We start from the raw sequence: 25581 nt of genomic DNA on the forward strand, positions 1-25581 counted from the left end.
ATCTTACTTATCCTGTTCGAACGTTTGAGCGGTTGGCGTGGTGCGAACCTTAAGCTCTTTGTGCCTAGAGTCCTTCGAAGTCGTGACCGTGTACTCGACCTTTATGTCTTGTCCAAGAAGCATGTGGACGCCGCCCCATGCAACCTTCAGGCCATCGTGCGTCGCTTCGTTCATCTCGATAGAACCGGAGCCCGAAGTCTTAATGTCCGAAATGCTGCCTCCCGCGGGAGCATAGAGATAGAGCCTCAGCACCTCGTCATCAATATCCTCGCTAATGCCGTTATGGCCCCGGAAATAACCAGGCATCTCGGCCTTCTCCTGAGGGGTCATCGTGTTCTTGAGCGTGGTGGTCACTCGATACGTCGTCGAACCATCGGCATTTTCAACCGAAGAATCGATGGTGACTCGCTTATCAAGGAACCAGTCCATCTTTGAATAGCTGTAGTTGTTCACAAAGACGCCCAAGATCGGAGCCTCAGACGCATCGTTTTGGAGAGCGCCGGAAATGCCAAGGGCCTTCGCGGCCTTTTCCTCGTCATCGTTTCTCGAATACATGAGGATGCGACCCTCGGAAGCACCCTTTTCGATGGCTCCAGCGATCTTAGTAATATCGCTGGAGCCCAGTTCGTCCACGATCTTGTTAAAAGCCGATCCGGCAACCGCCGCAAAAATGGCGTCCTGTTCCTCTACCGGGTAATTCCAATAAATATCGTGCAGCAGCACCTTTGCAGCGTTGCTTCCGTCGACGACGGTGCCGTCGGGAAGCTGCGTGCCACCTACAATGCCGAGCATATACTGCAAAAATACCGGATCGACTGCAAATACGCCGTCGATGTCATCTCCGACAATGGCCTTCTGCATATCGCTGGCAAGCTGAGCCGCACGCGGATAATCGGGCGTCATCGTAACATCGCCCATCGTGTATCCGAGCGTGTTGAATCCGGTCAGGCCCCATCCGGTCGTGAACAAGTTTGCCTCTTCATCGGTGATGGGAAGCGGGCTCAAGGGCTCTTTCATCATGTCGACTTTGACAAAATCGCCCAGTTCGAGCTTACCGTCAGTCACTGACATCACGCCGCGAGAACCCGGGAAACCGCCGCAGGCGCGGATCTCGACATTGCTCATCGCGAGCACAAGATAATGGCGCGTCTGGCCGTTGGCGCCGAGCATCTGGGGCAGAACGGGGGCGATCTTCTCTGCCGCATCGACTACACCGTCCAGGGTGGCAAAGCCGTCCTTTGCCTTATCGACCAGCTCGGTCACCTGGGCGATATGCGTATCGCCAATACCCTGCACCTTTTTGTTGGCGCCCTTGAACGCCTTCGAGCTATCGGAGAGCGAATCGGCGACCGCCTGCAGCGCGGACACGTTGATTGTCCCGTCCTGGAACAGCTTGCCGGGCGTTGCCTGAGCGAGATTATCGGCCATGGGGACCAGCGCGCCGCTCGAAACATCGGACAGAGCGTCGACCATGGTGCGGGCGGCGTTAATATCGCCGCCGTACACCGGAATGAACGAAGCCATCGTCCACACCGGACTCGAGGTCTCCTTCTTCATGCTGCTGCAGAGCTCGTCAATTTTTTTCGCATCGTCGGGCAGGGTCGAAAAATCGCCCGACGTGACCTTGTCCTTAAGGCCGCCGACGATCTCGACTGTTTCCTTTGCCTGGCTCTTCACGGTTTTTGCCGAGTTAAACAGCATGAAGCCACTCACGCCAAAAGCGACAAGAACCACCGCGACGATGACAGCAACAACGGCTGCAACGCGGCGCTTCTTGCGCTCGCCCTTGCGATGGCGATGGCGAACCAGGCCGTTCGAGGTCGGGCTCGTCGAGGAATCACCGCCGTAGTTCAAGCCAAAATCGTAATAATCTTCTTTAGAGCCCGAGCCCTTAAACTCGGCACCGTCGTCATTGAGACGGGCAAACGTGCCGGTTTCGGAAGCGCCCGTATAGATAGTGCCTAGGTTACCCGTAAGCCCTGCGTCTCCAGCAGAAGAAGCACTATTGGCGGGATTGGCAGAGTTGACGGGGCCGGCGTTGTGGGCGCGATGAGCGTTGTTAGCGGGGCCAGTGGAGCCGGCGACATTTGCACCGCCCGTTGGCGCCGGACGGACCCCGGCCGACGAAGCCGCAGAGCCCGCCCCGCCCGGAAATGCCTGCCTGCCTACGCGACCAGCCTGTTTTGCCTTTTGAGACTGTTCGTACAGAGCGGCAAACATCGCCGTTTCGCCCGGAGACGTACGGTTGCCAGCACCGTTTTGGCTGGATCCACTCGGTACGCCAGCGTTTCCAGTCCCATTTGAACGCGGCGGAACTGCAGGGCGCTCGCCGTCGCCGTTCTTAAAGTGGTTACCAGCCATAGAGGAGTCCTCGCAATACTAAAAGTCAATAACGCTATTAGTTTATGACATATTTGACATCGTCAGTTAAACTCCAGATGCAGGCACCAATTCACGAAATTGTGGTGCAACACCGTGTCCGTCTGGGCAGCGGCGTGAGCTATACCGTCAGAAACATCATCACGATGATCATGACAAAGCCAATCAAGTCGGTCGGCAAAAATACCGTGCCCAGCATAACGGCGCTGGTGATGGTCGCCGAGACCGGCTCCACGGTTCCGATGAGGCTCGCACGCACCGAGCCGATGTCCTTAACGCCCTGCATATACAGCATGTAGGCAAAAAACGAGCCAATGACCACAAACACCGCGAGCGCCTCGATACCGGCAGCATCGAGCACCGGCATATGAGCCCACGGCTGCACGAAGACGCACGAGACCACGCCCGCTGCGAGCATGGCAGAGCCTGTAACGATGGGGCTGCCGTATTCGGGCAGAATCTTGGCGGGAATCACCGCCATACAGGCTGCGCTAACCGCACACATAAGGCCTGCGACCAGACCAAGCGGCGATATGCTCAAACTGGTCGGGTCGCCGCCGGTAGCGATTAAAAAGGTGCCACCGAGGGCCAGACCAATGCCGATCGTCTCGCGAGCGCGCGGCATGCGGCGATCGACCACGCAGGCGTAACCCATGATGATGACCAGCTGCAGGCACTGGAGCACCGTCGCGGTTCCGGCATTGGTCAGACGCACGGCCGAAAGATAGCAGAACTGGTTGAACAGCAGGCCAAAAGCGGTAAAAAGCAGCAGTTGCCTACGGTCGGCGGGCGTCGTCCAAAGCTTGACCAGGCGTGCGCGGTCGTGCGTGACAACCACAGCCATAAAGAGCAGGCCGGCGAGAATCTGCCGTATGCTCATAAGCCACAGCGTATCGACATGGTAGGTATCGAACAAAAAACTCGCGCTGGTACCCGAGAAACCCCAAAACGAACCGCCCACCAGCGTGGCTAAAACACCCGTGATCATCTTGCGCGTCTGGGCATCGTTGAGGCGGTCGCGCCAGGCGCGACGGGTGTTGCGGCTGAACTCGTCAGTTCCCTCGGGCACGACAAAATCGGACGCCGCCGTCATCGGTACCGAAGTCTTTTTGCGTGCACGCTGCGCTGCGCGCTCCTGCTCCATTCCACTCCCCCGAAATCAATTGGCAACAAAGCGCTCAAACTGTAGCACGAATATCGGCATGAAAAAGCAGACGATTCGGAACATCTACGAGCATCCAAATTGCAGGGACGAAAGGCGCAGACGCGCTATGCCGAGTGGTTGGAATCGTCTAGGGCGCCGGGGTCGGCTTCCGCACTTTCATCGGTATGGCCACCGTCGTTCTGCTCCTTGGCGTTGTCCTGGCCTTCCTGCTCGCGGCGACGTTTTTCGCGAATCTGCTCCACGGCTGCGCGCAGGGCGGCCTCGTCCTCGGCGCGCGCCACCTCTTGCGTGGTCTTGACCATATGGCGAATCTCGAGCACCAGCAGCGCAATCAACGGCACCACGATCAGCGGAAAGAACAGCAGCGGATTGGTGAGCAGCGACACCACCACGCCCAGGCCTGCCGAGACAAAGACCACGCGGCCCACCACGTCGGAGGCAGGCACGGGCGCAGCATCCTCGACCGGATTGGCATCGCCCTTGGTGCGGTAGACCGGCGTGCCGTCGGCCGCATCCTCCACGGCAACGATGCGATGCGTGTTGAGCGAACCCTCCAGCGCGTCATCGGACGAATGGAAGGTGATGATGTCGCCGATCTGGTAGACCTGGCTGTTGTCGGTATCGACGACGATAAACGAATGCACGGAAATCGCCGGCTCCATCGAGCCGGTCAGCGTGCGCATAAAGCCGTAGCCCATGATGGTGGGAATCTCGCCGGCGGGCGTGAACACCGTGCGCAGCAACACCACAAAGGCGACCAGGATTACCACGGTCGCCAGCACGTTGATCACGCGGAGCACGTGCTTCATCACTTGTCGTCGTCCTTTGCGGAAAGTGCAGCGTCAGCGGCCTCGGCGGCGTCCTCTGCAGAAGCCGTAGCGTCGCCCTCGGCGCCCGCGGCCGTCTCGGCACCCGCAGCCGGCTCGCCAGCCTCGCCGCGCAAGCGGGCCAGCAGATAGCGCGACAGGCTGTTGCCCTCGGCACGGCGCTCGGCGCGGGCGCGATCGCGCTCGGCCTGCTCCAGTTCTTGCGCCAGTGCATCCAGACGCTGCTGCATCTCCGCGCGGGCGGCCTCGAGCTCACGCTCGTGCGCGGCCTTGGCGTCGGCGAGTTCCTGCTCAATACGCTCCCTCGCCTCGAGCTCGGCTGCAGCGATGCGCGCGTCGGCGTCGGCACGAGCCTCCTCGGCGGCACGCGCGGCGGCATCGCGCTCGGCAGCGGCAGCGGCGACCCTCTCGCTGGCGTCCACCGCAGCCTGCTCCACAGCAGAATCGGCGGCCGCACGGGCGGCATCGATCGCGGCATCGGCTGCCTGCTGAGCAGCGGAAACCTTTTCCTCGGCCGCGGCAACGGTGTCGGCGAGCTTCTGCTCCGCCACAGCAGCGGCGGCGTCGGCCGCCTCGGCCGCGGCACGGGCATCGCGCTCGGCCGTCAGCTGCACTTCCTCAATCTGCAGCTGGGCGGCGTCCAGCTTGGCATGCAGCTCGGCGAGCTCCTTGGCAGACGCCTCGCGCACCTCGGCGAGCTCAGCTGCGGCGGCGTCCTTGGCGGCCTGCAGCTCGGCGGCATCGGCTTCCGTCTTGGCAGCCAGGGCCGCAGTAGCGTCGCTCTTGACCTGCGCAACCTGCTCGGCGGCCGTCTGCTCGGCAGCTGCGATCTTGGCATCGGCATCGGCGTGAGCGGCCGCGACCTCGGCATCGGCCTCGGCACGCATCTGCTTAAGCTGCGCCGCCGCGGTCGAGCGTGCCTCTGCCGCAGCATCCTCGGCAGCCTTCTTGCCGGCCTCGACATCCTCCAGCGAGGCGCGCAGCTCCTCTACATCGGCCTCGGCAATCTGCGCGCGCTGCGTCAATGCCAGCTCACGCGTCTTAGCCTCGTCCAGCTCGTCGGCCAGGTCGTCACGCTCGTCGGTCAGTGCATGGGCCTGAACCTTCCAAGACTTGACCTGCCCCTGCAGCTCCTCAATCTGCTCGCGAGCCTCGGCCAGCGCCTGCTCGGCGTCGAGCTGGGCCTGAGTGACCTCCTCCACAAACACGCGACGGACCTCAACGTCGGGCAGGTCGGGGCTATCGACCTGCACCTCCTTAATCTCCTTAATAAACTTGGGCGCCACCAGCTCGGGATGCACGCTCTCGAGCTCCTGCAGATTGCGCTCGTCGTCGGTCAGGCTCTTAAAGACGGTGTAGTTGTTGATGAGGTTGGTGTACATCTGCACCATGTACTCGTCATCGAACGCCAGCGCCTGCTGCTGCACGTCGATGTTGTAGCCCACCTTGTCGTAGCGCTCCATAAACTGCCACAGCTGGTAGCACTTGCGGTAGTTGGGGTCCTTCATGATGAGGTTGGTGCGCTGGATGGGGCTGCGGACCGCGCTGCAGCCGTTCATAATCTGACAGAACGACGCACCGCGCAGCGCCATGACCAGACGGCGCACGCGGTCGATGCGCATAAAGACGTCCATGTTGTCGGCGTCGTTCTCGGCAAAGCTCTGGCGGTTCTTGACCGTCATCTCGACGTTGTACTCGATCTCTTCGTACGCGTCGTCGATCTTGCTGTGCATCTTAAAGCGGTTGCGAATCTCGTTGCCCGTCGACCAAAAGATCACGTCGGTACGCTTGTCCACAAACGTCAGCAGGCGCTGAATCAGGTGGTAGATAAAGCGGTTCTCGTACAGGTCGTACGTCTCGACGGTACTGACGTTGAGGATGCGCGTGGGGTGGACGTCACCATCGTCGCTCGGCGCCAGGAACTGCGTGTTCTGGCTCAGATGGCGAACGCTATCGGCGCTGATCTTTTTGGCGAGCGAGACCGGCACCACCTCTTCCTCGGTGGTGATAAAGCGGCGCGGATTTTCGATGATGGTGTTGATGGCGTCGAGCGAGTCCTCGATCATGCTGATCCACTCCTCGTCCACCACCTTGACGAGCTCCTCGCGCTGCTGTTCGATCGTGGTGCCCGAGGCCTGCGCCATCTCAAACAGATAGCGGAAGTAGCGGCTGCCCTCCTGGATGGGCTCCATCTGCTCGGAGAAGCTGGTATAGAGGTCCTGAATGGTCTCGGACATGGGTTACTCCATAGGTTGGATCGATCGGTAAGGGGCGTGACGACACCACACTGGGCAAACGCTACTGATTGTCTTGTCCCACGCCCCGCGCTTACGGCATTAGTAGAAGTTCTGGATCCGCTGCAGGTACATGACGGAATCGGGCAGGCCGCCCTCGCCAAAGGTCTTCTCGATGTACTCGATCAGGCCCTTCATCTCGTCGCGCACAAAGCTCACGTTCATGGACTCAAACTTCTTGAGCACCTTGCGGGCGATGATGTAGTCCATGCCGCCCAGCTCGGTGCCGCCGCACGCCACGTACACGGGAATAAAGTCGTACATCTGCTTGATGATACGGTTACCAAAGGCCAGCTTAAAGCGGGTCTGCAGGTACTGGTCCAGCTTGTGCATCTTCTGGAGCAGCTCGTCATCGATCACGTACTCGACCTTGGCCTTCTGGAACAGATACTGCAGGTGGTCGGCCGTCACATGCACGCGCTCGTGCGGCTCGCACTCAAACGCGTCGGCGCGCTCGTTGAGCTCGATGGGAATCGCGCGGTCGTACACCTTGTCCGTGATGGTAAAGGTGGAGTCGTCGTTGTTGGCCGTGCCGATAAACCACAGGCTGTCGGGAATGGTGAGCTTGCCGTCGTGCAGACCCTTGGGGTCGGCCGCCCACTGGGTGGGGACCAGATCGAGCACCCATTCGTCGTGGCTGGGCATCTCGAGCACCGACAGGATCTCGGCAAAGTAGTACTCCACGCGGGCGAGGTTCATCTCGTCGAGCACGATCATGGACGGGTCCTGGCGAAGGCCGGCCTCGTACACGGCGCGGAGAAACTCAGTCTCGTTAAAGCGCTTGGAAAACTCGTTGAAGTAGCCCAGCACCTCGGTACGATCGCGAAAACTCGGCTGCACCGACACGATGGTTGCGGGGTTGTCCAGATAGCGGCTAAAGCTGTAGGGCAGCGACGTCTTACCGGTACCCGAAATGCCCTCCAGAATCAGCAGCTTGGAGGCGGCCATGCCGGCCACAAAGCGGCGGATGACCTCGGGCGTGTAGTAGAGCTTCATCTGGCTGCAGGCGAACGCGCGGAAGCTGTCGACAAAGTCCTCCAGCGAGATGGCATCGTCGTAGGCCGGCGATTCCCAGTCGCGGTACTTAAGGTCCACAAGGGACAGCTTGGGGAAGCGGTTGGCCTGGGCGATTTCCTTTTCCTCGGCAAGGGTCTTGGCCTCGACGGTGGCCTTGGCCATGGCGGCCGCGGCATCCTTGACGCCATCGCCATCGAGCGCGAGCGACGCGTTGCCCGACACCACGGCGGCCGTGGCGCCCTCGCCCGCAGGCGCACCGGCGCCCGCAGCGGCGCCCACCACGTTGCCCACCGTGGGCAGATGGTCGTCGGCCAGGGCCGAGGCGCCCACGTACGGAATCTGCTTGGTGCCGCCCATGGCATTGACCTTGAGCGCCAGCAGCTTGTTCTTCTCGTCCATGAGGTCGAGCACCTGCTTGTTCAGGCGGCCGATCTCGCGATAGAGCGCCTTGTTGGACGTGTCGTCGCGATGCAGGCGGCGGTTGATGCGGTAGCGGTGGACCAGGATGGCCACGATCAGCACGGGGACCGCGATGAGCATGGCAAACAGAATGACCGCGCCGATCTTGCCCACCAGGTCAAACGTAGTGAAGTAGGTCATAAAGATGTTGAAGTACTCAACCCAGCCAAACACCAACAGGTTAAGGATGGAGCTCACGACGGCAACGACGTTGTAGACGACCTTTGCCAGCAGCTCCCAGGCAAATCCCAGAAACTCACTCACCGTCGGTATCCTCCTGCTTGGTCGCGTTCATCGCCGCCTCGGCCTCGGCCTTCAGACGACGGGCTTCCTCGAGCTTGGCCTCGGCCTGGGCGAGCTGCTCGGCGGCGTTATCGGCCGTGACGGCAGTGTCGCCCTTGCCCTCGGCGTCCACGATGGCAGCCGCGGCGGCAAGGCGGTCCTCCTCGGCCATAGCGCGCTTGAGGTTCATGCCCACCACGATGAGGTGATACACCTGGTAGATAAAGAACAGCAGCATGGGCAGCACAATCACAATGAGGAAGCCCATGGAGCTGGACAGGAAGTCCATGACCTTGCCCATCTGCGGCAACGCGAACAGGTACTTGCCCACGATGTCGCCGTCACTGATGATGTGCGTATCGGCCACGTCGTTGTTGTCGCCCTTGGTGGTAAAGCTGCGCATGCCGTTGACCTCGTCGATCGCGGCGATGCGGTGCGTGTTGAGCGCGTACTCGTTGTCGATAATGGTGTGGAACGTCACGATGTCGCCCACCTCGAGCTTGGAGGTGTCGCACTTTTTGATGAAGATGAGGTCGCCCTTGTTAAACGTGGGCGCCATGGAGTCGGACTGCACGGCGAGCGGGGTGAAGCCGGCGATGTCAGAAACGCTGCCGTCCTCGCGCGTGGCGAGCGTGGTAAACGCATACAGGGCCGCCACCAGGATGATGATCCACATGACGACGCTCAGCGCGATGGATGCGACTTTTTTAACAGATTGCATGATGTCCCTTACTACCGTGTCTGTCTAGGCCGTGCGCGGCCCGATGGCCGCCGTGCATATCTACTGTTCCTCGATGCCCTCGAAGCGCATCGATACCGAATAGTTAGCTCCCTTTAGCATATTAGTGCAATTTGGGTCCGTTCCCTCGAGCCATATGCGAACGGTTACTGGCTTGTCCGTTTCTGTTATCAGGTCGAACATGTCGCTGGCCGCGGTGGCAGCACCCGAGTCGAGCCCAAAGACGGTGGCCGCGCCGGACGAGCCCCCGCCCCCGTTGGGGTTGTAGACCCAGGTATGGTCGTCGGCGGTAAAGCTCATGCGCATGGCGCTGGCCATGCCCTGCGTGTCGGAGCTAAACCGCGTGCCGGACACGCCGCCGTCGCCATCCTGCCCGGTCAGGCGAACGCGCAGGTCCGTACTGCTCATAAAGTGCAGCGTAAACTTCAGGTAGGCGCCGGTGGCGGGATCGGCGGTGGAGCCGTCCTCGAAGGTGAAGGTCTGGTAGTCGCTCGTGGTGACGGGCTTGAGCTTAGACGCATCGATGTCCACGCCCTTTTCGCTAGCTATGCGCGCCGAGATCTGATCAAAGCCCAGGCTGTGCACGTATTCGTCGAACGCGGCGTGCCCGTCCAGGTCAAAGCGCAGCGAGCCGTCGGCGTTGGCGTCGATCATGAGCATGCGGGTCTTGGCGCTATCGGCGATGGAGAACCAGGCGAACGTTGCCATGGCTATCGCCACCAGGGCAAACAGGACCAGCACCACGGTGGTAGTGAGCTTGCGGCGCAGGTCGGTGTCGGCGGGCGCGGCGGCGTCGGGCTTGCCGGTGGCGGGCGTGCAGTTGGCGGCGGGTTGCTTACGCGTCATGGCTACTCACCGTCCAAGGTCGCAAAGAGCGCCAGGTGCAAGGTGCCCGGGTCTTGATGCAGGTAGTCGGCGCTATCGGGATCGGTGCCCTCGATGTAGTAATAGATATCCAAACGATAGGTCTGGTCAAGCCCCAGCGTGGCAAGCGTGTTTTGCGGACGCGCAGCCGTCTCGCTCGTGTCCAGCGTAAAGGTGGCCGGGTCCTGCGTCACGTTGGCGCCGCAGGTGAGTTGACCGTTTTGCCAGCCCAGGAGCATGCCCTCGGTGTAGCCCGCCAGGCCCACAGGCACGGTCGCGGGATGCTCGTCGCGATGGCCGCTATCGGAGCTGTCGAGCTCAAAGATGTTAGTGGCAAGCACCTGGTTGCCACTCGAAATCTTTATGCCCACGCGGGCTGCGCGTAGCAGCTCGGCATCGGCGCCCTGCGGGACCAGCGATTCGGCCAGATACAAGCTGACCTTACCCTTTACTTTGCTGGCGCCCGTTCCGGTAATGGTGGGGCGCAGATTGATCCAGCCGTGGTAGAACGCGGAACCGTTGTCTTTTGCCTGCTCAAACACCGTGGCATCGCCGGCGGAGTTGTTTTGCGCGCAGGCAGCAAAGCCGTTGAGATCGAAGGTCGAGACCGGATAGAGCGTCACGGCGCCAGTCGTATTGGAAGTCAGGGAAACATCGCCCTGCTGCGACCAGCTGCCGCGATCGGCGTCGCCCAGCTCCAGCACCAGCTTGGACGTGTCGCTGTGCACGCTCACCGAGTTGGTGTTGACCTTCATGTTGCTCGTGAACCACGCGTAGGTGGCGGCGCCCAAAGTGGCGGCAAGCGCCACCATGACGAGCGCGATGTAGGCACGCGCGCGGCGGGTGTGGCGGCGGGTGGTGGTTGCGGGCTCGGTGGGCTCGAAGGCGGCGGTTGCCGCCGTGTTGACGCGCGCCGTCTCTGCCTCGCTGCCGTCTAGCTGCATCTGCTTCTTATCTTGCATGCCACTCGTCCCCTTATGCCTTGTCCGCGGCAAAGGCAAGCTGCAGCACCACATCGCGGGCCTGAGCCTCGTCTATGCAATTGGCGTCGCAGCCTTCCATGTACACAACGTAGCGAACGCTTGCCACCTCGTTGGCGGCCAGCGTGCAGATGGGCGTGGCGCCCGCGCGCGCCGTGGGCGTGTCGCCGGTGCCATCCATGCTGTAAGCGCTTATGGCGCGGGCCGGGTCGGCGGTGTAGCTCCAGCCCGAGGCGGCGCCCGCTACGACCACGCCGCCCTGCGCCGTGGTGCGCCTGTTGGTGGCGCCTGCGGTGTTGCCCAAGTCGTCACAGGTAAAGATATGCGTCTGCGTGCCCGACTGGGTCGTGATTACCAGACCCAAACGCAACGCGGCCAGCAGCTGCGGGTCGCTCGTCATGCCCATCTGGCCCTGGTACAGGTACACGTTGAGCGCACTGTCGCTGCTCTTAAGGTACAGCGCGCCCGAAAGGGCGTAGTCATCCAGCTGCGCGGTGCAGTCGGCGTAGTCGGTCGTAATGCCCGCGGCGTTTTGGAACGTGCCGCGCCAAAAGCGGGAAAGGTCTGACGTCGAGATGGGATAGAGCGTCTTGTCGGCGGCGGCAAGTGTGGCCGTTGTGTCCCAGGGCCCGTTGGACGAAAGGCCAATCTGCAGGTCGGAGCTCTCGTCGCTTACCGCGTGTGCCACAGGTGTCACGTTGGTGTAGCGCGAGTTGCTAAACCAGGCATAGGTGGCGGCGCTCAGGGCGGCTACCAGCGCCAACATCCATGCGGCCGCGGTAACCATGCGACGGCGCGAGCCCAGGATGTCTTTGATGTTCGATGCACTCATCCCTGGTCCCCCTACGAACGTTTGCCGGCAAAGCGCAGCGCCAGCGATTGCAGGCTGGTTGCGGCCAGGTTGTTGGTACAGTCGGGGTCGCAGCCCTCCAGCCACACGTACACGTCCACGCGCACGGGCGTGCTGCGGCTGGCGCCCTTGGCGGCAGCGGGTAGGCTGCAAATCTTGGTCGTGGCCTCCTTGAGACTCACGATGCCGGTGTCTTCGTTGTAGTCGCAGAAGTTTGCGCTGGTCAGCTGGTCAAAATGGACCGTGGTGCCATCGGAGCTGCTGCTGTCGAGCACCAGGTGATTCTGCTCGTTCTCGCCGGCATCCTTGCCGTCGAGCGTGTTGTAGCGCGCCTGGGGGTTGTGCTCGCCCGAGACCTCAAAGACGTACTGACCCGTAACGGTGTCGCCCTGCCCTGGAGCATAGGTAACCAGCCCCACGCGCAGGGCGGTGGAGATGGGGTTTGCCGGATCCTGCTCGGTAAAGTCGATGCCCGACAGGTACACGTCGGTTGCGGCCGAGTTGGTGGCCAGGTACAGAGAGGTCTTGTAGTAGTCGGAATGTTCGGCCGTGCCAAACATGCTGGCAAACAGCGAGTCCTGCGTGGTTCCGCCGGTAAAGCCCGTTACCTTTTGAAAGCCGTTGAGCACGTTGTCGGTCGAGACGGGATCGAGCAGGCCCGCAAAGCTCAGGCCGGCGTTGGTCTTGTACTCGCCGTCGTACTCGTTGGAGATAAGGAAGGTCACGCCCGTGCCCGCGGCCATCTTGACGTCGGTGATATGGCGGTTAGCGTTGTAGATGTACCAGGCATACGTTACGGCTCCGGCAACAGCAAGGGCTACCAGCAACATGGCGAGCATGCGATTGAACTGTTTTTGCAGCGAACGCGCGTCCGACATGCCCCTCCCCCAGATGCCGTGTTGTAAACAGCCTGGACACCATTTGCCCATAATAGAGTTATTTTACGCGAACGTGCAGTTCATCGAGGGTACAAACGGAATATTTCGCGTGCCCTTCGCGCTGCATCGGGGCGGATAGGGTCGCAAATCGCCGCTTTTTAAAAAATAGTTCTTGCCACTGGGCGGGAGCTCCGTTATATTATTCCCTGCGCACTCGCGCACCCTTGATCGGGCGTTTAGCTCAGGGGGAGAGCGCTTCCCTGACACGGAAGAGGTCAGAAGTTCAAATCTTCTAACGCCCACCAAATGTTCGCAGCTCAGAGGCTTCGCCTCTGAGCTGTTTTGTTTTACGCCACCAAGTCAAGCGGACGCCGCGGCGCCCAAAGCCGCCTCAACAGCTCCAATAACCATCCCGGCCGAGGCCGATACCGCCTCGGCAGCGCCAGCAAACACCCCAACTGTGCCCAAAGCCGTCTCGATGCCGCCGACAGCAAACCCAACCAAGCCCACAGTCGCCCAAATAGTCTTGGCGACCGCCTCAATCGGGCTTGGATGGGCCTCGATACCGCATCCGGACAACCTTCCTATAGTCAGGTCTAATACTTTTCCGCGAAGTGAACGAGCTTATTTGGGCCCCCGAAGCATGCACACTTTTTGAAGCCAAAACCGCAGGATTCTAACGTCAAAACCGCAGGAAATGAGCCGCCAAAAGTGTCGATGCTTCGGGGGTCCATTTTGACTCGTTCACTTCGCGGAAAAGTATTAGACCTGAAAATAAGACCCCTGGCCCCACCGCCAGCAACCGCCCCTACCAATGTTGACGCGCCTCGATAACCGTTTGCCAAAGCTTAAACCGCTTCGTTTCGACGCGCTTGAGGGCAAAATATCGCTGCTCCTCGCTCATGGGCTTGTTAAAAATGGGTCGCTTATTCCGATGCAGCTTGCGCCGGATGCGCTCGCACAGGCGAACGAGTTTGTCGTAGTCGCTTGTCTGATCGGTCGTCACCGTAAAGTACGCGACCCCATTGAGCATCTGCAGCTCGTTGCGGCGCTCGGCATCCTTGTGGATTTTCTCGCTTCCATCATGAATGGCGTCGCTGTCGTAATCAACCAGCGCGGTAAGCACCTCGGGCAGCAAGCCAGCCCTTACTTTATCCAGGCCCACCTCTGCTTTCGCCGTAAGCGTGATGTCGGGCGTGCGCTCCAACACGCGCAGTTTGCGGTTGCGCCCATCGTTGTAACCGTCGCGAATGAAGTACTTCTTGTTCAGCTCGGCCTTGCCCAGTGCAAGCCCGCCGTAATGCGCAGGCAGCGACATAAACATGCAAAGCCCCGACTCCCTTGGAGACCGTGAGCCCTCTTCCACGTACGGAAGCAACGCCTTCGCCTTAGCGGCGCCTCTCACCTTTGATGCCCGGTCAAGGTACGCCGCGATGAGCTCCTTAGTCGTGAGCCTGCCATCGCGCATGCCCGTATCCCTGCTTGTTACCCCACCGGGAGCAAGGTTATCCAGCCGGTAGTCCGATGTCATGGCATAGCCGGCGTAGATGGCCGCCGCCGCATCGCCATCGTGCGCGGCCTGCAAAAACGCCAGCTCGGGAGAGCACACGTACGCATCCAGGTCACCCATCCAGTGGCCCAGCGAGATAAACGAACCCGCCGGGAGCTCGTTGGTGCACAGGTGCGTCTTAACATGCTTGCTCCGCCGACGGTCGGCTCGCGACGGCACCAACAAATCCAGCGTTTCGATCCCCAGGTCGTAGCGACCGATAAACTCCTGCGCCTCCTGGTCGCAGAGCGCGCAGGCGTCCGCAATCGACACGACCTCTGGTTCCGAATCCCCAAAGCGCGGGTTCGGGATGTGTGCCAAGAGCGCCAGCGCAGCGTTATGTGAAACGATAAAGTGCCCCATGGCGCGAAGATAGCACGCGCGTCGGCGGCGGCTCGCGACCCTGGCGAGTTTTCGACAAACAACCGGCGGTTTTTTGCCGCGGCGCGTCCAAACTGCTCATTCGTCGACGTCTAAATGCAAATCCGTCAAGCTTTTGGCAAGGTTGCCGCTCAACTGACCAAAAGCTGACCATGCACTTGCCCATTTGCTTGACGGCACGCCCCCGCCAAAATGCTCCGCGACTTCTCGGGCGGTCGAAGCGCTCGTTTAGCGACCACACACCCGCCGCTGGGGTATCCTTGGAGCACATGCACCGCAAGCCACACAAAGGAGCCGCCATGCGCACCGAGCTCGATGTTCCCTTTTCGCACAAAGACGAGGCCAAGGCCCTGGGCGCCAAGTGGGACCGGGTCAAGAAGATCTGGTACGTGCCCGATGGCGTCAACCCCGAGCCCTTTGCCGCGTGGCTGCCCGGCGTGGATCGCTCCGACCCCAGCGCGCCCTACATCTACCTGGTGCTGGGCAAGCGCGAATGTTGGAAGTGTCACGAGCAGACGACGGTCGCGGCCTTTGGCATTCCGTATTGGGCGGCCGAGGACTCGGGCAGCAAGGCTGCGCCCAGCGCAGCGCCCTCCATGGACGACGCTGGCCACATCGCAATCGACACCGCCCGCGCCAACGCCATAGCCATCGTTCCCGCGCTGGGCTGCGTGCCGGCCGAGATCCGCGACTACCTGCGCGAGCGCTGCGGCTACAAACCCGTAACGTCGCGCACCACCAAAACCGTATCGCTCGCCAGCACCTGCACCGCCTGTGGCGCGCTGCAAGGCAGCCATTACCTGTTCGAGGAGCCCACGTCGCCGTTTGCACTTACGGCCATCAACAAGCTGCCCGCGCTGGAGTTCGTGCGCGTGGAAGTCGCCGGCGTCTATGGCATCCCTGCCACCAAAGGCGACTTCGACCAGGCGCTCTTCACCTGGGCACGCGACCACCACACCCAGTTCCACAAGAGCCTGTTCGAGGGGATCTACCTGTAGGGCAAAACTCGAAAATCGAGTCCAGATTTCCTCGAAAATCGAGTGTGAAAATCCTCGAAAATCGAGTATGATTATCCTCGAAAATCGAGTATGCGCAGGTAGTGAGGTCTATCAAATCATGATCTCTTATGGTTCGGAACAGCCCAAATCCTACCGTCCTCGCCTTTTGGACGAACGACTGCAAACCCTGCTCCAGATTTTTGGAGCGGTCGAGATTCGGGGCACAAAGTGGTGCGGCAAATCATGGACCGCGCTCGCATTCGGTGAGAGCGTCGTTCATCTTGACGACCCAAACGTAAAGTCGCTGGTCGAAGCCGATCCTTCGCTCGCCCTTCAGGGCAATAAGCCGCACGTCATCGATGAGTGGCAGGAGGCCCCCGCAACATGGGACGCCACACGCCGCGCCGTAGATGCATCCGGCGGCGAGAAGGGCCTCTTTATCCTCACCGGGTCGTCAACGCCGGCAAAAGACTCTGTCACTCACAGCGGCGCCGGTCGCATAGCCCGTCTCGACATGAGCACCATGACGCTTTGGGAACGAGGGCTTTCAACGGGATCCGTTTCGCTGCAAAACCTATTCGAAGGATCATTCGAACCTTCGGCCTATACAGGCTCGCTCCCCATGCTGGCCGACGCAATTTGCTGCGGAGGATGGCCGGCGCTTGTCGGGGCGAGCCCTCAGATGGCCGCAGAGGTCGTCAACCAGTATCTCGATGCCATGTACGAAGTCAGCGTTCCGCAAAAAGGAGGCGTGGGGTCTACGGCACGGCACATTGTGTCCTCGCTCGCGCGCAACGTTGCGACCTCTGCCACGCTCAACACCATCGCGGCAGACGCCTCGTTGGGCGACAGTGACGCCCAGCCGGCAACTTCGACCGTGGCGTTTTACCTCGACATGCTGGAGAGCATGTATGCGATTGTAAATCTGCCCGGTTGGGATGCACCCGTCCGCGCAAAGTCCCGCCTGCGCACCAAGCCAAAGCGCTATTTCGCCGACCCCTCCATTCCCGCAGCCGCGCTTGGAATGAATCCCAAAAGGCTGCTTGCGGACGGTCAGACTTTTGGCCTGCTCTTTGAGTCTCTGTGCATTCACGATCTGAGCGTCTACACCTCGTGCCTGCCCGGCTCGCATCCGGGCTCGCTCCACTACTATGGCGACTCCGACGGGCTTGAAGTTGATGCCATTATCGAGTTGAACGATGGCCGCTGGGCAGCGATAGAAATCAAGTTCGGCGAATCCAAGGTTAGCGACGGAATCCGCAACATCGAGCGCCTGCGCCGCAAGGTCGCTCTGAACCCTGCCGCGCGCAACCCCCAGCCGGAGTTCTGCGCCGTCATCACCGCGACCTCGCCCTTCTGCCGCTACGACGCCGAGCACGACGTCTACGTGTTCCCCATTGGAGCGTTGCGGGCGTAGGGCGGTGATTCGGGGCACTGGGTTTGTTTAATGGGTAATTCGATCTTCGAAGCTACGGCTCCGTCTCGTCATAGGTAATGGCACATCCGCAGGTTGGGCATTGCTGAGGATAGACCGGGAGACGCAGACCTGTTCGAGCCCGCGGGTCGGTGGCGTGTTTGTCGCGGGTGTCGATGAAGCTGATGTCTAGGCATGGGAGGTCTGCGCCGCAGCGAGGGCAGGGCAGACAGATTTGGCTGCAGGTGACCTCGACGAGCGGGAACAGGCTCCGGCCCATTAACGCTCGCGGCAGGTTTCCGTACACACCTCGCGCGATATCACTTCGCCATCCCATGGTCTCCCCTTTCCCGTTTTAACTGTTGAGGAGAGAATGGCAGGATCGCGCAGCTCTCGATGCGGCGCGGCGCGATCCGATCAATCGACATGATTGGGTTGCGACGGACCGCATCTGCCTAATACGGAGCAACGGCTTCCGCCCGACGGCGCGATTCCGAGAAATCGAACTCGGCGCGGTGGGCTTCGAGGAATCGGGAATTGGGGCGCAGGCGATGCTCATCCGGCTCGCGCAATACCGACCCTGCAAACGCGGCATAGTCCGTATGCTGCAGAAGATACGACCCGCAAAGCTGATAGTCGCCGCGTACCAGCTCAAACGAAATCAGATGGGCATCGAACAGCGAGTGCAAATCGCGGCGCAACAGAATGCCGTTGCTGACAACTTGAGATTTGGGACCCGAGTAGTTCTCGATATGCGCGGCTTCGAGCGCTTCGTTAACGCTACAACCCGAGACGGCGCATCGACCAGTGTAGGCCTCAAAGAGCTCAGTGCGAAAACGCTGCTGGCCGATTCGCTCGCGACGCAGCGCATAGCGAACCTTTTCATCGTCGCTCGCTGGAGCGCCGGAAAACTCCGCTGTGACCGGAGCGTCCTTCATGTAGCTCATATCCGGGAAGAAACGAGCGTCGGGTCCGCCCTTATGGACGGGGCCGTGCAGTACAAACCAGCTGTTCTCCGGCTCGTAGCGCTCAACAAACGCTAGGCCCAGCACCTTGTAGCCAGCGCCCGTTGCAAAGAACACGCCAACGGGAACGCCGCACTCCATGCAGTTGATCATTTTTTGGTTGTAGCGCTGGTCGCGCCAGTTTTCGACCGAAGCACTTTGCGATGAATACTTGAACACCCACGTGCCGTCCTCAAGATAGAGCGGGGGAACATCGGAATAGCTCCCACTTGTAGAGTTATGCACCGAAAGCGCAAAGGTCTTTTCCACAGGATGTTTGATGCGTCCACGACCCGGCCAATAAATACCTGCATGACGCGAAACGCAAAAGGTCTCAGAGCCAATCGTCATGCGATAAGGATACTGGGGGCTATCAGCTTTAATGTTATGAAGAAGTTTTTCCCAAATCTCGCCACGCTGCTCCTCGCGCAAGAACCACTCCCAAGCCAAAACATACTCAGACGTCACAAGGCTACAAGCGCGGTCAAAACTCGGCCGAGCAATCAGCGGAACACCAGAAGCGATGCCGTCCATAAGGAACCTCCAGGAAGAACAGTTCCTCACATTATCGCCTACGCAGCAATGACGCCATACGAAAAGGGCCCACTTCCTTCGAAGCGGGCCCTTGGCAATCTGCATTTTAGCGAACGTCGGCATTACGACCTTGCGACACCGGCGAGTTTGACACTGACGTTATAGGTCGTCGGGCTGTTCTCGATGGACTTGCCGTTAACGCAATCCGCATCGGTGCCTTCCATCCAGATATAGACACGCACCGCAACGCCGTTGTAGCCAACGCCCCTAGCAATCGGCTTGGTGCCCTCAGCAACCGAGTAATCGCCGCTATCACCCTTAGTAGCAACCCATCCGTCCGTGCCGCCTTTAAAGATATGGGGATAGGTTGCTTTCGCGAGCGTCGGAGTGCCATTCTTGTTTTGGATGCTCGTCCAGCCATCGATAGCGCTTGCATCGTTACCCTTGCCCGTCTCATCGCGCATGGCATATACAACGCGCAGTTTTTCTTCGCCGACACACGACTTGCCGTCAGACCCAATCTCCTGCGTGGTAATCGCAACGCGCAGAGAACCAACCATGGTCTCCGACGCCTCGCCGCCCACGGGCTCAATCGTTACGGGCTCACCGTCAGACGTGTCAAGGTAAACGTCAGCCGTGCCAGTATCGGTAATGGTGTAGACGATGTAGTCGCTTTTAATGAAAGCGTTGTACTTCTTGCTAGCAACCTCATACTCGCCTGGCAAAGCTTCAGCAGTGGTTGAGAAAGCAGGCGTTGAGTAGTCGGTTACCAAGCCCTGGTTGTTCCAGCCGTTGCAAACGTACCAGTTTTTAAGGTCGTCAGTCGAGGACGGGCTGAGCGTGGCACCCGTGGTCTGAGCCTCCAACGACTTTTGCTCGCCACCGTGCTGGGCGCCGTTTTTGAGCTCATCGATCTGAAGGATGAAGCCATTAGTCGTCGCGCTGATGGTTGACGTGGTTGCGGAAACCTTTGTGTTCGCAACATACCACGCATAGGTCGCTGCCGACAGAGCAAATGCAGAGAGGACCACGCTAACGGCGGCCGCAACAAGTTGTGTTTTAAGGCTTTTAGACGATTGCACGTGATCCTCCTTTCAAAAACAGAACGGGCGCCCGGCGCATAAGCCGGGCGCCCGTTAAAACGCGATGGATTTGAGATTAGCCAACGTTAACAGCGTTGCCATCCGTATTGACCGGAGTAGCAGTAAACGCAACGGTGACACCACAGTTCTTCAGGCTAGCAAGGTTGTCGGAGTAGACCGCAGAAGCCGAGCCGTCGTAGAAAACATATACATCAACGGTCTCCGTGGCGTTTGCCGCAATCTCGGCAACAAGAGCATCGTCAACAGACGTTCCAGCTTTTCCAGTCAAATTGTTAGTAATGGTCGTTCCATCACCGTAGGCAGTCAGCTCGGTACCGTCGGTGGTCTCTTTGTAAACACCCCATTTGTCTCCGCACTTAACAAGAACGCAAATAGCACCCTTGAGACCTTCGGAGTTATTGCCGGCATTCACCTTTACAGACGCCACCCTGAGATTCTGGAATGAACCGGCCTTATCATCCGTGGTACCGATCTTGAAAGATTGCTTAAGCGCATAATCGGGACGATACTTCGCATCAACTCCGCCAACGGCGAAACGCGAGTCCTTAAGAATATCCGGTTTACCCGCATCAGATGCATATGCAGACTCAAACTGATAGGTACCATCGACTACCAGATGATTCCACTGAGACGGATAGAGCACGACCTTATCGTCCGTGCCCGCAACCTGAGTCTCCTCAGTCTTCGTAAGCTCGGTGTCAGTATCCTTACCAATCTTCAGGAACGGAGCGTTCGACTGAGCGGAAACCGACGCAGTCGTCGCCTTAACGCTGTTGTTGCTCACGAACCATGCGAACGTGGCGGAGCCGAGGGCTACGGCTGCCACGAGGACCATGGCGATGGCGGCGCCCATTTGCTTCTTTAGTGCCTTGGTATCCATGCGGACCCCTTTCTTTCCCCATTCATCCCAGATGACCCTCGAGAAGCCCGGAAGGGGAGCCCGCGCTTTCGTGTTGGATGTTGCTTGCCCATCCTTTAGACATGGAGTTGAGAATACCATAATTCTTACGATTTCCTTATAAGTTTTCGAGAGCTTACATTCCGGCAGATTCATAGGTCCACCTCGGGTTATATGTGGTGCTATGTGAGCATCGTTCACCTTATTTGACCTCTCCCCCGCAAAGCCGTAAGTCCCTCTTAAGCCTTGCGGCCGCAGCGCCACGCCATCGCATACATTCACCCTCCGCCGAGCTTCGCCCGAGCCTCTCCCCACTCGCTATACTGGTGCAGAACGTGTAATTTTCGCCTGTTAAACGGGCTATTTGTTGGGAGGGCCCCATGGCTGCCGCCAATCAACCCAAGGGAAGTATTTCAGCCGGATCGATCAAACCGGTGACGCGCAAGGCTGTTCGTTGTCAGCGCGAAGTCGCCTGGCTGGTCACGCAAGCGGCCGGTAAGCTCGTCGCCACCACCGACGACGTCAATGCGCCCACGCCCAGCTTTGTACTGACGGCGGCATTGTCGTACACCCGCAAGCAGGAGCAGGCCGCTCAGGACCGTGGCACCGCGATCGACTACAAGGCCGTCATGAACCCCGACCTTGCGAGCTTTTGTCAGGCTGCGGGGCTGCCCGCAGCACCCAACGCGCTTTCGGACGCGGGCTACATGTTCACGCTCTCGGGCGCGGACCTCATCCGCGACCTCTACGCCTACTGTAGCGACCTGGGCGAACGCATGGGAGACGCGGCGCAGGTCAAACCGGGCTACGCGATCAAACTCGCGCTGCGACTGTTCCTGCTGGACGCCGCCGCTGGCGACGTCACCTCTCCCAAAGACAACACCTCGGCATAGCAAAAGCGCCGGGCCGGAACATCAATCCCGGCCCGGCGCCTGTTCGTTCTACTTGCCCCCGTCTTTCACGGGCGAGTTCTTTTGGTTGCGGCGGTTACTCCACGTCACGTTGTGCTCCTTGTAGTAATCGGGCGCCTCGTTGCCGCTCGCGCTAATGGGGTCGTTGCCGGTCAGGGTGTCGGCAATATCCTGCACGAACTTAATGAACAGGCTCGAGTCGTCGGTCTCGGACGAATCAAAGTCAAAGCCAAACTCCACCGCGCCGCCGATAATCTTGTCCACGCACTCCGGGTCGTCGCCGTCCAGCCAAATGACCACGGTGTACTTGTCCACATCGCCCACGCGGAAGTTTGCGTGGCTAATGGTCGTCACCACGTCTTTGGACGCAAACGGCTCGGTGTTGGGCTCGGGATTGCCGTCGGCCGCGGCAGCCGCATAGGTGGTGGGCTCGCCATTGCGATACACCCGCACGCGCGCCGCCTTCTCCACGCCCTTGCTGGCGCTGACCACCTTGAGCTTGGCGCTGTAGCCCAGGTCGGTCTTGCCGGCGTTGCGGATATAGAAGGTGTACGCCACGTAATTCTTGCCGTTGTGGCTGCCGTCGATGTCGTCCAAGTTGTCGGGCAGGTCGTCGGCGGCGATATTGGTGCCGTTGTCCACAGCGTCGGCCGCCAGGCGCGCGGTGGCGTTGTTAAAGTCGCCGTTGTCGGCAATGGCCACGCCGCGGCGGAACAGCTCCAGGCGGTTGAGGTTGATGGTGAAGTTGCCCATGTTTTCCTGCATAAACGACAGGGCGAACAGCACGCCAAAGGCAAGTGCCAGCACCACGAGGGCCTTTTGCAGCTTGTCCATGCGCAGCAGCGCCGTGCCGATGCGCTCCATGCGGCGCTTGGGCATATACATAGATACAACCGCGTCGGGGTCGATGTCGTCGAGGTCCTGGTCGGCCAGCGCCTGCTCCAACTCCTCGATGCGCACCACGCCGCGCAGGTCGCGCTTGGGCTTGCGTTTGGGCTTGGGCTTGGATTTGCCGAAGCGCTTGCGGGAGGTGGGGTCGGTGCTGGGGGTGTCCTCGGGCTGACTCTCGGTCAAATCCTCAGTCATGCCCTCAGCCAAATCCTCGGCAGCTTGATCTTTATTGTCGTTACGCTTGAACAGTGCCATGGCGATCAGATCTTATATTTGGCGCGGATGTAGCCGACGTATTCTTTGACGAGCTCGCGCTCCATGTCGTCGGCATAGCGGAACTGCAGGCCGCAGACGTTGCGGTACAGGCTGCCCTTGGGCGCGCGGCGCACCCAACACACGATGCCCAGCTGCTCGGGCAGCTCGTGGCGCTCGCCCTGCAGGCGGATCGTGGGCATTTGCACGGCCAGGGCCTCGCCCACATCGGGGAAATCGTTGAGGTAGATAGCCAGACCGCCGGCCGAGACGTCGATGGTCATGGCGTCCTCGGGCTCGGGGGTCGGCGCGTTGTCGCGCTGGTAGGTCAGGCGCATGGCGACCTTAAAACGCTCGTCGCGGCGCTTGACAAAGGTGCGCTGCTCGGCGACTCTACGCATTTTCCAGTAGGTGCGGATGCCCTTTTTCTCGACTGCCTCGGGATAGCCGGCGAGCACGAACGTCTCCTCGCCCACTTTGTATTGCAGCAGGAGCTTTTGGTTTTCGTCCATGAGGAGCGGCTTGCCGGCGAGCATGGGCGCGCTCATAAGAAAGTACGCGTCGTCCAGGTTCTCTTTGTACGTGGCGAGCATGTTGAAGTCGGTTTTTTGGCCCATGGGCACGTCGAATGCCACCTGAAGCTTAGTCCCCGGCGTTATCTGTTGCTCTGCCATGTATTCTCCCCCAGTCGCGGGCGCCGATATCATCGTCGTGCGCGATGCGCATTGGGCTATTGTACCTGCTTTGCCGGAGGTTTCGGCGGGCAGTGCGCGAAATGGCGGGATGTGGGGCACGGGTGAACGCGCAGCCGCTCTGTGCGCGGCATCAATCTGGCAGCGATGCATGTCCCCCGACAGACCGTCTGTCTGTCTCTCAGCTATCTCTCGTAATTATCTCTCATCTCTCATTTATCTCTCAGCTTAGAGATGAGTGAGAGATGAGAGACAAATTGGCCGTTATTGGTTCAATCAAATCACGTTCGCACAGGTAAACGCATGCATGCGGGAACTATGACTCGATCCCCCGGCCACCTTGCAGCATTGCTATCTCTCATATTTATCTCTCGTCTTTCAGTTATCTCTCGTGTTAGTGACGAATGAGAGACGAGAGATGCGTGAGTGATGGACGAGTGTGATTTTTTGGACGGTCGGAAAATCCCTCAAATAAAAAAACGGGGCCGGCCTTACGCCGAGCCCCGTTTTCAAACGGTCAGTTAGTTATCCAACGCGCGAGCATTGCAGTCAACATTACGCCGCCGCGAACACTCCCAAGCCCGTTCCGATGATGCAGATTGCGAAGATGCCCAAGATGATCCAAATGGTCTTGACGCCCTTTTTATAGAGGGCAACGCAAGCGAACGTTGCCAGCAAGGGCAGCAGACCGGGGAAGATCGAATCGAACAGATCCTGCAGGACAATCTCCGAACCACCCACGTCAAAGGTCAAAGCCGTGGACAGCGAGACCTGTGCCGCAATCATGGCGCCGATAACGGTCATTCCGAGAACACCGGCAGCATGCGTCATGCGAGACATAAGGTTGCTCTCTTCGGACTGCTGCAAAAACTTGGTTCCCAAGTCGTAACCCAGATGGGCGGCGACGATACGCGTTGCAAAGTTAATCACGGAGTAGATGAGCGCGTACACGATGGGGCCGAGCGGGTTGCCCGTCGAAGCGATGCCAATACCAATGCCGGCGGCAACCACGCGGAACGTACCCCAGTAGAACGAATCGCCGATGCCGGAAAGCGGTCCCATAAGGCCGACCTTCATGGCGTTAATCGAGGACGTGTCGAAGTTCTTATCGGCAGCCGCCTGCTCTTCCATCGAAACCGTTAGGCCGGCTACAAACGGAAGCACATGAGGCGTGATGTTAAAGAACTCGGTATGGCGATCGAGCGCCGCATAGTAATCGTCGTCGTTGGGATAGATCTTTCGCAGGGGCTTCTGAATGGTGTACATGAAGCCCATTGCCATCATCTTGTCGTACGACTGCGAGCACTGGCTCGTAAACTGGCGAAGGAACATGCTCCGATACATATCGGGAGTCATAATCGCGTCCTTCTTGGCCTCTTTGAGGTCGGTGTTCTGGATAGCCATTAGAAGTCCTCCTCTTCATCTGCAGCAACCGTCTGCGGACCGGACGAGCCCTCGCGGAAGGCCAGGAGCAGCGCGACGCAAATGGCAGCTGCGGCGACGCCGACCACGTCCATCTTGAGGTAGATGACCATAATGAAGCCCAGGAACAGCCAGGGAAGGAGCTTGTTATCGCCCATGGTCCTGATAAGAAGAGCGAAGCCGATGCAGACCATGACGCCGGACGCAACGTTGAGGCCGTCCATCACAAACTGCGGAATCGCGTTGAGCGCATTGTTGATAAGGTCGGCACCAAAGAACAGCGAGCCAAACACCAGCAGTGCAGACGGAATGCCAATCGACAGCGGCACGATGGTCAGATGGTACAGATTCGCCTTGGCAAGATCGCGATTTGCCAGAGCGGTCTCAATCTTCTTGCAGGCAAAGGCACCCGGAACGGCGTAGCAGAAGTTGCGCCACACCTGAAGGAAGACGGAGACGGGAAGGGCGAGCGCGACTGCAGTTGCCGTGCCCGTACCCGTAATGACGGCAAACGCGCAGCCAAGCACGCCGGAGGCATAGACCTCGGGAGGAACCGCCGCGCCGACCATGATGGCGCCCATGAACATGGACTCCAAAGCAGCGCCGACGATAACGCCCTGCTGGACATCGCCAAGGATCAAGCCGACAAACAGGCTCGTAAACAGCGGACGACCAAGCATCGTAATGCCAAATAATTGCTCGTCCATGGACGCAATAAATGCGACCAGTGCAACTAGAAGATACTGGACAACCATTTCGATCAACCCCAGAAACAGGTCTGCAGGCGAGGCATTCTGC

The 25581-nt window shown here is 59.8% G+C and carries 21 protein-coding genes and 1 tRNA gene; 4 read left to right on the forward strand and 18 right to left on the reverse strand.

Going from position 1 to position 25581, the window contains the following annotated elements; all coding sequences use genetic code 11:
* Positions 1-3: 3 nt before the first annotated feature.
* From AAAX73_RS00205 to AAAX73_RS00250, 10 genes are all read right to left on the reverse strand, one after another.
* A complete protein-coding gene (locus tag AAAX73_RS00205; protein ID WP_349124686.1) occupies positions 4-2361 on the reverse strand; it encodes a DUF4012 domain-containing protein in 2358 nt (785 codons plus the stop codon).
* Positions 2362-2500: 139 nt separating this feature from the next.
* The gene (locus AAAX73_RS00210; protein WP_349124687.1) at positions 2501-3523 is read right to left on the reverse strand and encodes an EamA family transporter; all 1023 of its coding nucleotides are present in this window, start codon (positions 3521-3523) and stop codon (positions 2501-2503) included.
* Positions 3524-3648: 125 nt separating this feature from the next.
* The gene (locus AAAX73_RS00215) at positions 3649-4353 is read right to left on the reverse strand and encodes a signal peptidase I (RefSeq protein ID WP_349124688.1); all 705 of its coding nucleotides are present in this window, start codon (positions 4351-4353) and stop codon (positions 3649-3651) included.
* Positions 4353-6608 (reverse strand): DUF2357 domain-containing protein, encoded by a 2256-nt coding sequence (locus tag AAAX73_RS00220; RefSeq protein WP_349124689.1) that lies wholly within the window; start codon positions 6606-6608, stop codon positions 4353-4355. The genes AAAX73_RS00215 and AAAX73_RS00220 overlap by 1 nt, the downstream gene beginning before the upstream one ends.
* A gap of 99 nt (positions 6609-6707) precedes the next feature.
* Positions 6708-8405: a hypothetical protein gene (locus tag AAAX73_RS00225; RefSeq protein WP_349124690.1), complete on the reverse strand. Its 1698-nt coding sequence runs from the start codon at positions 8403-8405 to the stop codon at positions 6708-6710.
* Positions 8398-9144: a signal peptidase I gene (locus tag AAAX73_RS00230; protein WP_349124691.1), complete on the reverse strand. Its 747-nt coding sequence runs from the start codon at positions 9142-9144 to the stop codon at positions 8398-8400. Before AAAX73_RS00230 ends, AAAX73_RS00225 begins: the two co-directional genes overlap by 8 nt.
* A gap of 60 nt (positions 9145-9204) precedes the next feature.
* Entirely contained in the window at positions 9205-10008 is an 804-nt protein-coding gene (locus tag AAAX73_RS00235; protein ID WP_349124692.1) for a hypothetical protein, read from the reverse strand.
* A 2-nt stretch (positions 10009-10010) separates the two neighbouring features.
* Complete coding sequence (locus AAAX73_RS00240) at positions 10011-10988, reverse strand: hypothetical protein (RefSeq protein ID WP_349124693.1); 978 nt, start codon at positions 10986-10988, stop codon at positions 10011-10013.
* Positions 10989-11001: 13 nt separating this feature from the next.
* Positions 11002-11838 carry a hypothetical protein gene (locus tag AAAX73_RS00245; RefSeq protein WP_349124694.1) on the reverse strand — a complete coding sequence of 279 codons (837 nt, stop codon included), beginning with the start codon at positions 11836-11838 and terminating at the stop codon, positions 11002-11004.
* 11 nt (positions 11839-11849) lie between these two features.
* On the reverse strand, positions 11850-12734 hold the full coding sequence (locus AAAX73_RS00250; protein WP_349124695.1) for a hypothetical protein: 885 nt from the start codon (positions 12732-12734) through the stop codon (positions 11850-11852).
* Between the two features lie 230 nt (positions 12735-12964).
* Here AAAX73_RS00250 and AAAX73_RS00255 point away from each other — a divergent pair.
* A tRNA-Val gene (locus AAAX73_RS00255) sits at positions 12965-13039 on the forward strand.
* A 503-nt stretch (positions 13040-13542) separates the two neighbouring features.
* On the opposite strand, the gene AAAX73_RS00260 is transcribed toward AAAX73_RS00255, so the two are convergent.
* On the reverse strand, positions 13543-14556 hold the full coding sequence (locus AAAX73_RS00260) for a hypothetical protein (protein ID WP_349124696.1): 1014 nt from the start codon (positions 14554-14556) through the stop codon (positions 13543-13545).
* Between the two features lie 407 nt (positions 14557-14963).
* On the opposite strand from AAAX73_RS00260, the gene AAAX73_RS00265 reads away from it, so the two are divergent.
* Both AAAX73_RS00265 and AAAX73_RS00270 read left to right on the forward strand, forming a co-directional pair.
* Positions 14964-15662 (forward strand): DUF5710 domain-containing protein, encoded by a 699-nt coding sequence (locus tag AAAX73_RS00265; protein ID WP_349124697.1) that lies wholly within the window; start codon positions 14964-14966, stop codon positions 15660-15662.
* A 118-nt stretch (positions 15663-15780) separates the two neighbouring features.
* Positions 15781-17079 carry a DUF4143 domain-containing protein gene (locus AAAX73_RS00270; RefSeq protein WP_349124698.1) on the forward strand — a complete coding sequence of 433 codons (1299 nt, stop codon included), beginning with the start codon at positions 15781-15783 and terminating at the stop codon, positions 17077-17079.
* A 452-nt stretch (positions 17080-17531) separates the two neighbouring features.
* On the opposite strand, the gene AAAX73_RS00275 is transcribed toward AAAX73_RS00270, so the two are convergent.
* The 3 genes from AAAX73_RS00275 to AAAX73_RS00285 all read right to left on the reverse strand — a co-directional run bounded on the left by AAAX73_RS00275 (position 17532) and on the right by AAAX73_RS00285 (position 20597).
* Positions 17532-18614, reverse strand: a complete 1083-nt coding sequence (locus tag AAAX73_RS00275) for an HNH endonuclease (protein ID WP_349124699.1) — start codon at positions 18612-18614, stop codon at positions 17532-17534.
* Positions 18615-18736: 122 nt separating this feature from the next.
* Positions 18737-19696, reverse strand: a complete 960-nt coding sequence (locus AAAX73_RS00280) for a hypothetical protein (RefSeq protein ID WP_349124700.1) — start codon at positions 19694-19696, stop codon at positions 18737-18739.
* Between the two features lie 76 nt (positions 19697-19772).
* Positions 19773-20597, reverse strand: a complete 825-nt coding sequence (locus AAAX73_RS00285; protein WP_349124701.1) for a hypothetical protein — start codon at positions 20595-20597, stop codon at positions 19773-19775.
* 452 nt (positions 20598-21049) lie between these two features.
* On the opposite strand from AAAX73_RS00285, the gene AAAX73_RS00290 reads away from it, so the two are divergent.
* Positions 21050-21508, forward strand: coding sequence for a hypothetical protein (locus AAAX73_RS00290; RefSeq protein WP_349124702.1), 459 nt, complete (start codon positions 21050-21052; stop codon positions 21506-21508).
* A 48-nt stretch (positions 21509-21556) separates the two neighbouring features.
* Here AAAX73_RS00290 and AAAX73_RS00295 read toward each other — a convergent pair whose 3' ends face one another.
* From AAAX73_RS00295 to AAAX73_RS00310, 4 genes are all read right to left on the reverse strand, one after another.
* Positions 21557-22672, reverse strand: a complete 1116-nt coding sequence (locus AAAX73_RS00295; RefSeq protein WP_349124703.1) for a hypothetical protein — start codon at positions 22670-22672, stop codon at positions 21557-21559.
* 5 nt (positions 22673-22677) lie between these two features.
* Complete coding sequence (locus AAAX73_RS00300; RefSeq protein WP_349124704.1) at positions 22678-23343, reverse strand: PilZ domain-containing protein; 666 nt, start codon at positions 23341-23343, stop codon at positions 22678-22680.
* 573 nt (positions 23344-23916) lie between these two features.
* Positions 23917-24765: a PTS system mannose/fructose/sorbose family transporter subunit IID gene (locus AAAX73_RS00305; protein ID WP_192924133.1), complete on the reverse strand. Its 849-nt coding sequence runs from the start codon at positions 24763-24765 to the stop codon at positions 23917-23919.
* Positions 24765-25538 (reverse strand): PTS sugar transporter subunit IIC, encoded by a 774-nt coding sequence (locus AAAX73_RS00310; protein ID WP_117563725.1) that lies wholly within the window; start codon positions 25536-25538, stop codon positions 24765-24767. The genes AAAX73_RS00305 and AAAX73_RS00310 overlap by 1 nt, the downstream gene beginning before the upstream one ends.
* Positions 25539-25581 lie beyond the last annotated feature (43 nt).

It is taken from the genome of Collinsella sp. CLA-ER-H9 (assembly GCF_040092295.1).
Classification (GTDB): Bacteria; Actinomycetota; Coriobacteriia; order Coriobacteriales; family Coriobacteriaceae; genus Collinsella.